Annotated in this window: 5 protein-coding genes; 1 reads left to right on the top strand and 4 read right to left on the bottom strand. The window is 56.5% G+C overall.

Features of this window, described 5'->3' with window-relative positions:
• Positions 1-10: 10 nt before the first annotated feature.
• Genes drmB through JQ609_RS11190 form a run of 3 tightly spaced genes read right to left on the bottom strand, consistent with a single transcriptional unit; the run spans position 11 to position 6,969 of the window.
• The gene (gene drmB / locus JQ609_RS11200; protein ID WP_212273452.1) at positions 11-1,846 is read right to left on the bottom strand and encodes a DUF1998 domain-containing protein; all 1,836 of its coding nucleotides are present in this window, start codon (positions 1,844-1,846) and stop codon (positions 11-13) included.
• Positions 1,836-4,964: a helicase-related protein gene (locus JQ609_RS11195; RefSeq protein WP_249127861.1), complete on the bottom strand. Its 3,129-nt coding sequence runs from the start codon at positions 4,962-4,964 to the stop codon at positions 1,836-1,838. The genes drmB and JQ609_RS11195 overlap by 11 nt, the downstream gene beginning before the upstream one ends.
• On the bottom strand, positions 4,957-6,969 hold the full coding sequence (locus JQ609_RS11190; RefSeq protein ID WP_212273451.1) for a UvrD-helicase domain-containing protein: 2,013 nt from the start codon (positions 6,967-6,969) through the stop codon (positions 4,957-4,959). The genes JQ609_RS11195 and JQ609_RS11190 overlap by 8 nt, the downstream gene beginning before the upstream one ends.
• A gap of 115 nt (positions 6,970-7,084) precedes the next feature.
• Between JQ609_RS11190 and JQ609_RS11185 the strand changes: the two genes are divergently transcribed.
• Positions 7,085-11,785: a DEAD/DEAH box helicase gene (locus tag JQ609_RS11185; RefSeq protein WP_212273450.1), complete on the top strand. Its 4,701-nt coding sequence runs from the start codon at positions 7,085-7,087 to the stop codon at positions 11,783-11,785.
• Here the strand turns inward: JQ609_RS11185 and JQ609_RS11180 are convergent.
• The gene (locus tag JQ609_RS11180) at positions 11,777-12,949 is read right to left on the bottom strand and encodes a restriction endonuclease (protein ID WP_212273449.1); all 1,173 of its coding nucleotides are present in this window, start codon (positions 12,947-12,949) and stop codon (positions 11,777-11,779) included. The two genes, JQ609_RS11185 and JQ609_RS11180, sit on opposite strands and share 9 nt — an antisense overlap.
• Between the last annotated feature and the right edge of the window lie 278 nt (positions 12,950-13,227).

Below are 13,227 nucleotides of genomic sequence, written 5' to 3'. Positions count from 1 at the left end.
GTTGCTCCAGTCATCCTTCACCACCGGCAAGAAGACCCGAGAAGAATCCGATGGCTGGATTATCCGGCATTCCCACTAGCATGGCACGATCGAGAAAACGATTGAAATGCTCGCAAGCGGTCTCTGGGGCTAACACACAGGCGTGACAGGCGGCCTGCGACATAGCTTCAGTGTTGGTCAGTCGGCCATGGATGCAGAGAGGATCTGATGAGCACCAAGCCTGTGATTGCACTGTTGCGATCACCGTACGCCCGATGCGCTCTGGATCACCCTGACGCTGTAGGCCGCCAAGGGTCCCGTCGTCATCGCCCGTCGCCGTGTAAATGAGAACACCTGCCATACCGCCGTCATCTGTCCCGACATAGAGCCTTTCGCGAAGCGCGGTAGAAGAATAACCACAATCCAGCGTCAACTGTCGCATCAGGCTGTGAGCAAAGGTATGAATAAGAAGGAAGCGCGGTAAAATGGACAACGGCGGCGGAACGTCATTGCCATTACGCTCACGCCATTCCGCAATGTAGCGTTCGTCAATCGTCGCAGCACGCTCACGGACATCTGGTTTTGCCTCCCATGCGCGCAGACGATCTTCATCAAACACAAGAAAGATGCCCTCGCCACGTACTTCGATAGCTGGCAGCCAGGTGAGGGGTGTGACAGATAGTCTGGCAATGTTAGGTGCTGTTGGATCACTGACTGGATGGATGCGAGTAAAGCCAGTCATCGCCCGAACCTCGCGCAGCCGGACTGCCTTCACAAGGCGCGAAATCCATGGCCGGATCTCTTCAGGTACTGGCCGCGGCCGCACTTCGAACTCTTGATCAAAGCCAGTCGCCGCGACCGCTGTATTCAACTGTCGATATTCTTCGCGTCGCAGATCTCCGAGTTCAATATCGTCATGCGCTCGCAGGCGTCGCTCGATCTCGACGCTCAGCTGCTCCGGCGTGAGCTCAAGTTCATTCAAGACATCCGCGAGGTGGGTCTCCAGAAGACGAATGGTGGTCGGTCGCTGTTCAAGCGGAGACTTTGCGACAACGTCCCACATCACGCCCATCGCTTCCTGCAGACGATCCGACCATGGTGGGATGCTGAGCGCAGATTCAATCGCTGGAAAATACAAGTTTGAAGCACCGCGCTGCATCGTGCGGACTGTATCGGCCGCAGCGCAGGTCTCATCGCCATCCGCTAGCCAGGGGCGACGGCCGCGGCAAGGCGGTAGTACGCGATTGCGTGTGCTGAAGATACCGTCCAGGGATCTGCGTGCTTGGCACTGATCACAACTCAGAATAATTCCCGACAGGCCAGGTTGTTCTGAGCGCAGCCGCAAAAAACCCCGGGGATTAGTGCATCCCTCTTTATGCTGCACCCACATGTTCCAAGGAAAATCATCCAGATGGCCGTGTTCGCATGCTGTGATGAAGCGGACCGGCACCACATATTGCCTGTCCGATGGCGGGCGCGTGCGTGAACATTCGCCGCACCAACGCGCAGCCTCGCCAGGATCGAAGTCCCATAGATTCACGTCTCCAATCCTGTCGCAGCCCGGACATTGCAGCCAATGCGGGAAGCGGACCGCAACAAGCGATTTTTCATCGTCATGCTCATTGAGTGGATCCCGCACAGGAGGTAGGCGGAAGCCTTGTACATTCAACTTTTTCTGCAAACGTACTTCGAAGACCGTTTGCGGATTGAGCATACCGGCAGGCTTGAAGTTGCGGTCCCACTCTTCCAGACCGCTGACCACGGCCGAGACTGCGGCTTCCTTTGTACGAAAATCGACGACAGCGCCTGGCCCAAACGTCCCGATCGCTGTGCTACGGCGTAGCTCGCCAATATCTTTAACTGGCATTCTGCGATCCTCTTAAGCGTTCGGTCATGCGATACGGGGTTACCGGCTCAACGCTACGCATGCTGTTTGGCGTTGGCCATGCCTGACCCGGGCTGTGCCCTGAAGCCCTCATGGCCGCAGCCTCTTCTGCGCCTTGAAGAAGCGATGCTTTACGCTGGCGCGTGTGCCAATAGAATTTCGGCGCCAGACGAATCCAGCGTTTGAGCCGCTCCATAAGCTCATCTTTAACAGTTACTTCGAGAGGATCGATGCGGTGCGCCCGCTGCGCTACGATCTCGATAAGCTCTTCAGCCTGCGCACGCATAGCGTCATCGATGGCCATCGGCTTACTCAACATGTTTGGGATACAATGCCTGATGATAGCAACAAGAACAGCGTGCAGCGCCCGGTCGCGAGCTCGCGAAGCAAACGGCGTGACGCTGGTAGCTTCGACATCACGATACAACGTGGCGTGCCAGGTTCGGAACGTCTCATAATGAGAGCGGTCACGAGGCTTGGCGGCGTTAAGAACCGGAACGACGAGACCAGCCACGTTCCCGCGTCCGACACGGCTCGTGGACTGGATATATTCGGCCATAGTTTTCGGTTGACCATTTACCAACATTAGCCCAAGGCGTGGGATATCGACACCGACGCTAAGCATGTTTGTTGCGAGCACAGCGTCGAGAGCCATTCCGCTATCTTCTTTGCGATCTAGGTCCTTCAACAGGTCACGAATTTCGCCTTGTGAACGCCGCGAAGTCAGCTCTTCGATCATCTCAGGCTCGCGGATAGCTTCGTTTCGGGCGGTCGAGATCTGATCGAGGGTGTCGTAAACGTCGTCTTGGAACAGAACCAGGGCGCCACCCAGTTCACGTAATGAGTTGAAATATGTCACGAGTGTCCAATACGGGTCCCTCACCGCTGCGGGCAAAGCAGCTGCTGTCTGCAGCAGCGATGCCGCTACCGCCTGCAGCGTGAACTTCGCAGATCGTCCGGAGGTCGAGACACCCAGATAAAGTCGTCCAGGTCGTTTCTCATCGATTACCGCAAATCCGGAATCGGCGGCATTAAGACCAGGCGGTGGAAATTGACAAGTCTGGCGGTCAAACAAAGCCATCACCTGCTCTGACGCACGTCGGATGGTTGCAGTTGACCCAATAATTTTTGGCCGCGTTCCATCAACTGAAAGGATGACGTCGAGTGCGCTTTCATACAGGCCCGCAAGTGTGCCAAGCGGCCCAGCAATAAGATGCAGCTCATCCTGCAGAATTAGCTGAGGTTGTGCGTCGGAGCCAACGCCGAATAACCGCGCCGTGCTCTCGTTGCGCACGATCTGAGCGAACTTATCTACGGTACCAATCAGAAGTGTCGGCTGCTGCAGATATATGTCTTCATCGACGGTCCAGACCGGCAGCGAATCTCCGTGAAGAGTGCAGGTAGTTTTGATACACCGCACAATCACCGGGTCGCTGGACGTTACTTGTGTGTATTCCAGAGGATCATGACAACAGGGGCAGTCGGTTAGCTGGCGAGGACTGGAAAGCGTTCTGTCGGTCCGGCTGGCGAATGCTTTCTCGCGGTCGTTGGGTGTGGCATCGCCTCCCACCCACAAACCGATGGCAAAAGGTGCAGCGCCAAGCTTTACTGGCTGCGGCGTTGGAATTTTACCCCGCCGGATGGCCTCGCAGGCCGAGATCATCGCGCTAGCACGAATAAACTGCTGCGTCGTCAAAAGACGCAGCGTATAGCGCATGATGGCGGCCACGCCGGCACCCGCATCCGGATTCTTCCGGGACACCCGCCTATGGAATGCTACCAACGCAATTAGACCAAGATATGCTTCGGTTTTGCCGCCGCCAGTCGGAAACCACAGGAGATCCATGACCTCACGATCAGGGTGCTTACCATCAATGGCTGATTCAAGACTCAGCAAAAGGAAGCCGAGCTGGAACGGCCGCCACTGCAGGGCTGTGCCGTCTTTCCAGATGCTTTGCGTATGCATCGCAAGATTCGCAAGCCGGAACGAAAGCATCGCGTCAGCATCGGACGTAAGACGGGCAACGCCGTTGCGCATACGGTTGAGAACGTCGCTCGCCCGATCGAGATGACGCTGGGCTACATTCTTTTGCCCAGCATCAAGGGTGGAGGACGCATCTTTCTGTAACTTGATCCAACTGTTATAGGCTTCGCAGAGTTCAAGTAAGGCTGCCGTCAGCGCAGCCGCGGGAGCCGATACGAGCCATGACGCAGATAGAGGTTCCGAGCCGCCTTTTCCAAGCTCACGGAATACAGCGTGTCCAGAACTGCTGACGGCTGGTGTTTCGGCGGAAGGTAACCAAGATATCCGTAGCGATTCAACGGTCGCATTATCCGCGGCACCACTTACGGTCCAGTCGGCGGAACATGTGTGACCAGCCGCATATTCGCGGGCATGCCGATAAAGCAACCCGGCAGATGCATCGTCAGCATCAACCGACGCGCGACGCGACGGACGAGCGATAAACACCGTGCCTTCAACGGGCGTAAGCTCCATCGCCACCTGAAACATCGTCAATGTTTCAGATAGATTGCGATCCGGCTCCTCCATCTGACAGGCATTGACGAGCGTCACTGTCGCAAGCCGCCCGTCAGAAAAGTCCGCAACTCTGATGTTTAGTCTCAGGCCAGGAAGCTCTGGAACTTCGAGCGGTGAATCCTTAAAACGTCCCACTAGAGGAATGCGAATACAATCAAGAACCTTGGGGGTGCGCACCCACCTCCGGTCATTGGGGTTGCTATCATCGCGGTGATAGATTCCAAATGTGATCCGCACGTTTATTTCAGGATCGCCTGCGCCGGTTCTTTTGGCTGCGAAGGACAGACCTGCGGTAGAGGGCCGCCGCATAGGAACAGCCGCTGGCCGCGCTTGGTCGTCCGTGTCTTCGCCGGTGCTCTCCCCATTACCCGCTACGGCCAATCGTTCGTCTTCTTCTGGCGCGAGCTCCGTATTAGAGGGCCATAGAATTCCAGTGAGCCACACATCGGATGGCCGGGCCTTGAGCGATTCCGCCGGTTCACGGGGCCCGATCAGATCATCGTGTAGACGTTGCACCACGATTTGTCGTGGCGCTGATGATGAATGGGTCGCGTTAACCATTTCTGCCAAACCTGCCGCTGGAGTAGCCTGTTAGAAGAGGTGCAAAAAGAAACCCGCTGCGACGCCAGGGATCATGCAAGGTTTCAAGCTCTGGATGATCGGATGAAAGCACAAGACTACGCAGGCCAAGCGACCGGATATAAGGAAAAGCGTTTGCTGCCGGCCATCTATCCACCTTGCTGGCGATTTCATTCATTTCGATCTTGAAGGCCGGACTTAAAACCGCCAAACGGTTGCGGTTTTCATTGAGCAATTCGTATTCGTAGTCTAGCGTTCGCTGTTGCAGAGCCATCAGTTGCTGATGCAACGGCTGAGCGCACCAAATATCCTGCGCCCCCTTCGCATCGGCCGCGCTGCCGAACGCGCGCTGACCGACCAGCCCATTGGCGTTCAGATCCTGCGTCCGGCCAATTTCAACCTGGAGCTTGCGGGTCCGGGTGGTACGAAATACACGGCCGCTATCCAATTGCCGGTTTCTGATGGGCGAGCCTTCGCCCACATGAAGTTGTGTGCGCGCACGGGTTGCGCCTACAAATCCCACCCTCGCTTCCTCCTCTGGATTATCCGCTTCGGGATCCAGGGGTGATAGAAACAGGCGCACCTCGTCGGCTTCACGGCCTTTGCTTGCGTGGACGGTCCCGATAATCGGTCCATGATCACCGTATTCCGGTGAACAGAACAACATCGGTGGACTGCTACGCCCGAGAACACTGCGAAGCACTCGCAGGTCAATCACCCGGGCATTGATGCCGGCTGTTTCGACGAGAAGCGGCCAAGCTTCTGCGGCCGTTGTAGTGCGCACCGCCAGCGGTCCGTGTACCCGCTCGCTCCAACGCTTCTCAAATTCCACCCAGGGAAATTTTGTACCATCAATAAAATCCCAGAAGATCGCGGCCAGCCAGGGCAACAGCCGGACTGGGAGGCCTGCCATGCGCAGCCGGTGTGGCACGTCACCGTTACGCGCAGAGCGCTCAAGAACTTCAGCGCGCCGGCGCATGAGAACAAGCGTATTATCGTTCATCCCCTTCAGAGTCAGCTCGCTTGCGGGGCCGATCCCTGTATGCGCAAGGCGAATAATCTCCTGTCGGATTTGCTCACAATGGGCTTTGGGCCGGTTGGTTGACGCCAGGACACGGCGGCGGACATCGGTGAATAGCTGGCGCAGCCGTGGGTCCCTCGTGCGGTGAACACGCGTCAAATCCGTTTCACTAAATCCTCTGTTTTGCAGCAGAGCCAGCAAGCGTGTGGATGTAGTCTTTGCTCCATCATCTTCGGTAAACCCAAAGATTGACTGCGCATCATCGGCAAAGACCGTTACCCCAGCTTCAGGTCTCAGCTTGTCAATAATCTGCGCAACAAATTCTGCGCGGATGCCCAGCACGTCCTGCGCTTCATCAATGATCAGGTGTTGAAGAGTATGAAAATAATCAGCGGCATCGGCATCGCCACGCACACGCTCCATAGCCGACTGAATATTATCCTCATAATCGCCAGTGAGAGTTGCGGTGGGAGAAAATCCTGACTGGATTGCCCAGGCATGTGAATCGAGTGTGGCAATTCTGACTGAAGCCGCGTCCGTCGCATTACGAAGCGAGGCTGCAATCCGGTTCCGGAACTCAACGATGGCGGTGCGCGTAAAGCTTACGACCCAGATACGATTAGCCGAAATCCCATTGTTTATCAGCGAGGCGATCCGCTGACATGCAGCATGTGTCTTACCGGTGCCAGGCCCAGCATTGACCAACATACGCGCGCTGGCTGGCAGTGCGATAACATGGTTCTGTGCGCTGTCCGGCCCCTCTTCGAACGGAGGAGGAAGCTCGATCGCTTCCGGCTGCTCCTCGTCTTCTAGTTGAGGTCCGTCCAAATCGATGGTGTTGTCGGTCAGTAACCAAAGGCGACGGCGAAACCGAACGGCGGGTCCATTCGCCGTGTCGTGAAGCGGACGTTCAACCGTCGTAATTATTTGATTTCCCTTGCGGACGGTGACGTTAACGCTGGTCACATTCCCCCCTTTTATTTTGGCAACCTATGGTAACATCCTGCCATGGGCAAGTGGCAAACAGCCGGCAAGGGGATGCGTGATCCAACAATCTGTAGCACGACTGGCGGAAGGCCCTTTGGACTTGGTCGCCTATGCAGAGGAGCTCTGCCAGCAACGCCTGGCGGCATACCGCACTGCCCCACACGATGTCGAAGAACATGCGAACATTGAGACTTCTGTTCTCGCCGGGGGCTACGCCTATCGGCAGGTAGCAGAACTGATCCAGAACGCGGCCGATGCTATTGCAGACGCCAGCGCTCCTCAGAGCGTCGGGAGGATCGTTGTTGAGGCGGACTATCGCGGTCTGTGGTCTGCAAATACGGGCACGCCGGTGGATGCGGCGGGCGTGCGGGCCCTGCTAAATTCGCACGCTTCAGGAAAGCGCGCAGGACAGATCGGCCGCTTTGGACTTGGCTTCAAATCTCTTCTCCGTCTGGGCGGCACTATTGATGTTCTTAGCCGCAGCGTCTGTCTGCATTTCGATCCGGCCCGCAGCCGTGACCTTATCCGGTCGCATCTCAACCTAGCACCAAATACGACAGCTCCCGGTCTCCGTCTGGCTGAGCCCGGCACCTGGGATGAAGAGGTGGCAACGGCGCCGGGGGCTGACCGTTTTTGTTGGGCGAGCACGATTGTATTCGCCGAACTCATTGCCGCTGGCGCGCGAGAAGCAGTTGCGTCAGAGATCCAAGCGTTTCCCGCCGAGTTTTTACTTTTTCTCCCCTGCGACGTTGAGCTGGAGCTACGTACACCAGACAGCTTCCGCCATCTGCGCCGCGTGACGACGGAGGACGGCAGTGTCACGATCGAAGACGTCGCTAACGACCGAACTCCGCCGCAACGCTGGCGCGTGTTTGAAACAAGCGTTGAGATAACCGATCAGGCAGCAAAGGACGATGCCACTACAGTCCATTCCCGTGAGAATGTGCCGCTGATTTGGGCCGCGCCGATCAGCGGGGTGCGCGAGGCTGGACGTTTCTTCGCCTTCTTCCCCACAACAACTGAGACCCGAACGCTTGGCATTCTTAATGCTCCCTGGAAACTGAATAGCGACCGTACTGCACTGATACCCGGCGCCTGGAATGCTGCGTTGATGCAAAGCGCCGCGGAGCTGATTGTTGCCAACATTACGAAGCTGGCCACCGAAGCAGACCCAGGTGCCGTCCTGGACGCCTTCCCCCGTGAACTAATTACTTTGACCGAACCCGCGGCCCCCCTGGTAAATGCATTATGGACACTGCTTGCGAATGCACCGGTTTTGCCCAACTGCGACCACGAGCTGGCGCTGCCAGCGAATCTATATCGCGCACCTCACGATGATCCCGAACTGATCAAACAATGGTCTCACCTCGCCGATCCGGAAACCTGTGCGAAATTCCTTCATCCGACCTGCACCCTTGGCACACAACGTATTGGGCGCCTCGGTCGGCTTGCGGATCGCCTAGCCGCTGCAACATATAAAGCGGAGCATCCACCCCGTCTGCGGACTGTCTCAGCGCTCACCTGGATTCAACATACCGCAACTAACGACCCCCATGCGGCTGGCGATACGCTGCGCTTTGTTAATCGCTACGCAGAAACTGTTCGTGGGTACGAATGGGATCGTATTCGTGATCATGTGCGAATTATCCTTACAGCGGGCGGTCAATTGGCGACGGCACCCGAGGTGTCGCTTGCCGAGCTCGCTGAGCCACCGCTTTATCCAGTACATCCCTTTCTTCGCGGTGAGGTCGATCTAAATCGGATCCTGCGGACCCGTTTCAATGTCCCTGATGATGAGACTATGGACTGGGAACATCTGCTTTCCGTGTGGATGGATCGCGCAGCGGAGAAGAACGACTGGACAGAGGTTTGGAAGCTTATACGTCGGATGCCATGGGATGATTTCACCGAGGAGGCGCCTCGCCACCACATCCATGTCCGCACACAAACAGGATGGCGTCCGGCTGATGAAGTCATACGGCCGGGAAAATTAATAGCGCCGAGCGATCTTGAAGCTATCAGCGACGAGCCAACCCGCCGTCAGATCAGCGGCCTTCTGCTTGATACCACCTTTCACGCAGGCGATGATCCGTGGCTGACTGAACTTGGCGTCACGGAGACCCCTGCTTCCAAATGGTCGCATACATATATCCCAGGTGATGAGGGCGAAGCCGCACTCTGGTTCCGAGGTTGGCTGCGAGACCACACCCGGAAATACCACGCGTTCCTGCAGTACAAGCCAGACTTTGGTCTACTCGGTCCCGACGAAGTTTCTATGCCAGCCGGATGGCCACTGCTTCTTTACTCGCCACCAAGCTCTCGCTCGCGTGTTACTGCCTTTTATCTTAATCTTCTGACCACAAGTGCATCATCGGAGTATGCACCAGTCGTGTTCAGCCACTCTACCCGGCGCAAATCCTATTCAACGACCAGCTATCGTCATCCTTTTTTGATCCTGCTGCTACAGGAGGGTGTGCTTGCCAATCATACCCAGCAGATGGCACTCCCCTTTCTCCTTACCCCTGATACAATAAACCTAGCCGGTATTCTCCCGTCTCTTCAGACGGTAGGTAGCGGTCTTGCGGTGCTCCGCGAGAAGATTGTCGATGAACCACTGGCGGATGAAGATGTCTGGTCGGCTTGGTTACGTTTTGCCAGTGGCGAAAGGTGCGATCCGCAGGGCCTTGCTGGGCTGTATAATATCGCTGCCGAAAAAGGATATGTTCCAGCGCTAATCAGCACTGAACAAGGCTCCTTGCCGCTCATTGATACATACATTACGACTTCAATGCGCGAAATTTCACTCGCGCGCGCGGCAGGCGTGACAGCCGTTTGTCTGGCACAGGAAGCCGCGCAGCTATGGGTACTCCGCGGCGCACGCTCCCTCGATCAGGAAGCTACGTTGGAAACAATTCAGGACGGTGAGGAGGGGCAAGTTGCACTCCTGCTCGATCTGGAACCTGCATTGCGCGACGTGCTGATACCAGATGTTGTCATGCAAGCAAGGGTGACACTGCCCGATCTCATGCTGCGCAAGCTCGGCGAGCACTCGACGTATGTCGACTGGACGCTCAAGAACGGTTTATTGCTGATTGCCCAAGAAGCTCTGACGAGCCGGAACTGGCATGACCGCACCACCCTGTTGGTCGATGCGGCGACAGCTGCGGGCTGGATTGATGATCCGCATGCCAAAGAGAAGGTTCTCAATTCTGGCGTATCCGCCCGACGCAGGCTCGTTGCCGCAGAACCAGATCTTCCCGCCCGGTTACTACGAGCAGCAGGCGGCGCAACCCGTCTTGCTCGCCTATTCGAAGACGACGTTCAGGCTATGCTATCAGGTGATCCGCTGCGACTTGCCCAAGTTGCTTTGACACTCTCCGGTCCAACGCTTCTGGCGATAGACCTTGTTCGGAATGCAATGAGAGACCAGGGCCTCGAACCTCCCGCGCGGTGGGGTACAAATGAAGCCGCTGATTTTGTAGCTGCGATCGGATTTCCTGCGGAATACGGTCACTCGCCGCTTGAGCGTCGTGAAGCAGAGCTGGCAATTTCCGGCCCTCTCCCGCTCAAGCCGCTGCACGACTTCCAGGAAGATGTCGTTGCCAGCTTGAAGATGCTTCTCGCCGATAAGCAAAGTCCCCGCCGGCGCGCAGTAATAAGCCTACCTACTGGAGCCGGCAAGACGCGCGTTGCTGCGGAGACGGCTGTACGAGAGGTTCTGGCGACTCACAGTACGAACCGTCTTGTGCTCTGGATCGCACAATCCGACGAGCTCTGTGAACAAGCCGTCCAATGCTTCCGAGAACTCTGGTCAAATATCGGAGCTGCAGGCGAGACCTTGCGCCTCATACGGTTATGGGGCGGTCAGATCAATCCCACACCAGCCGGGCGGGAAGAGCCGACTGTAATTGTCGCGTCTATCCAGACGCTCGCGTCACGCACTAACGATCCGACGCTCGGATGGGTCAGCCGGCCGGGATTAATCGTCATCGATGAATGTCATCACGCGCTGACACCGGCCTACACTGGAATGTTACGCTGGCTTAGCCCGGATGCGCTGAACAGCGAACGGGAACCACCTGTTGTAGGTTTGAGCGCTACGCCGTTCCGCGGCCGCAGCAGCGAGGAAACGCGCCTTCTGGCGAGCCGCTTTGACAACCGGCTCATTCCATCGCAGCAGGGCGATCTATTTGAGATGATGCAGAAACGTGGGGTACTGGCAAACTTCACATACAGCTGTCTGAAGATCGAAGAACGCTTCATACTAACCGACGTTGAAGAGAAGCATCTGGAGAGATTCCAACAACTTAATGATAGCGCATTGAAGCGGCTCGGAGAGAGCGTCGAGCGGAACGATAAAATTCTTGAAGAGATCACGAGTGCGCGTGAGAAATCCGCTTTGGTCTTTGCCACGTCCGTTGAACACGCTCATCGATTAGCGGCTCGTCTGAATGTGATGGGTATTCGCGCAGCAAGCGTGAGCAGCGAAACCGATCGCGTGTCGCGGCGTTGGTTTATTAAGGCATTTCAGCGCGGCGAAGTTTCTGTTCTTTGCAATCACTCGGCGCTAACGACAGGGTTTGACGCCCCCGCCACAGACCTGATTGTGATCGCGCGTCCCGTGTTTAGCCCCTCGCTGTACATGCAGATGGTCGGACGCGGCTTACGTGGACCGGCTAATGGCGGAAAAGAGACGTGTCGCATCATGACCGTCCAGGACAATCTTGATGCGTACACCGGAAAGCTGGCACATCATTATTTTGAGCAGCACTACGTTCAACAGACCTCAGGGTAGCCGCGGAAAGGATGCATGCAACCACTCCTGCACCAGTTCGACTGTCCCGCGCCCGCTCGCTTTCAGCAGTTGAATAATATCTACCGCCGCAATAACGATAATCGGATGGCGATCCTCTTTGATTTCTCGGTACGCTTGAACGTCAACGCAGCTCGTTGTAACCAACACCCCGAATTGCCGATGACGTAAGCGCGAAATAAGACGCGACATGTCCCGCACGTTCACGGCATTGGGCGCGGTATAAAGCTTTGCCTCCATCGCAAAGTCGACGAGGATGGAGCCCGGGCCGGCACCAATCCGTAGCTGGCCCACTCCATCACGGCCACCGTCTCTGGACGGCCGCGTCACGTCAAGCAAACCAATATCCGGCATCATCATACGCGAGAGAGCCGCAGCACAGTGTTCGAACGCCACGGGCCGTTCACGGAAATAATCCTGAATAGCCAGGAGCATCCCGACCTCGTCAGGTGCGGTTGGTAGCTGTTCGCTCCGGCTGCGATACTCAATGGATCGGGCAGACAAGAGTGGCTGAAAGCGCCCATAGTCCCGCCAGTTGAGCCAAGCCTCAGGCGCTTTTGAGTCGTCCGGCTCGCTTGCGATCAGACTGTTCAGCCATGCGCGCGAAATGTCGGTGGCATCCAGCACGGTAAAGCGCGCGCGATAATTTTGAAAACGCTGATCTTTCGACGTGTGCCAGATTGCGACTAGGTCCTCTGAACGGAGTAGATCGGACGAGCCAGGTACAGCGAGTCCCAGAAACGTCGCTGCTCGCCATGCACCCGTGCGAAAAACGAATATTGGCGGGACGCGTTTCCGTCCAGCTCCCCCACTGTGGGCATCCCCGAAGATGCGCTGGAGAATTGCGTTGCCGCGTCGTCCGGTATCATGAAGGCGACCCGATTCCTTGTTGTCACCGTAGTAGGTAAATATGCCGGTTTCCCGATCCAAAGTGTCCGGCCAATCCGGGTCACTGAAGTTCGATGTCAGGAGAAGCATCTCAAGATCACCCGTCAGATCTCCGCGATAGCGAAATCCGCCTTGGTTGCTCATCTTGAGAAGAGGACCAAACGGATCATCACCGGCGTTTCCTTTACGGCCGCCGTCATAAACCGCGTCGATATGCAAATCGGCACTAACAAGCTGATCAAAGGGAATTATCGGCACGGGCTATCTCCAAGGTGGGGCTATCAGACCGGTGCTCGATGGTGACGCGAGGGACAGGCTCGCAACGGCAGCATTTAGTATTTTCATAGACTTAGGCTCTGCGGTGCGGCCAAGCGCTTCCGGGCAACGGCAAACGGATGAAGCGTTAATTGGCGCTCCCAAGGACTTCGCATCGTTAACGCTTGGGTATTAATCGAACATTCTTCAATCAAGCACCACGGAGATGCACACTGATTTCATTTGCCAATCATCTCCCATGTAAAATCTGAAACTCAACA

Source organism: Bradyrhizobium sp. AUGA SZCCT0169, from assembly GCF_018130085.1.
GTDB lineage: Bacteria > Pseudomonadota > Alphaproteobacteria > Rhizobiales > Xanthobacteraceae > Bradyrhizobium.
This window is presented reverse-complemented; position numbering and strand designations above follow the sequence as displayed.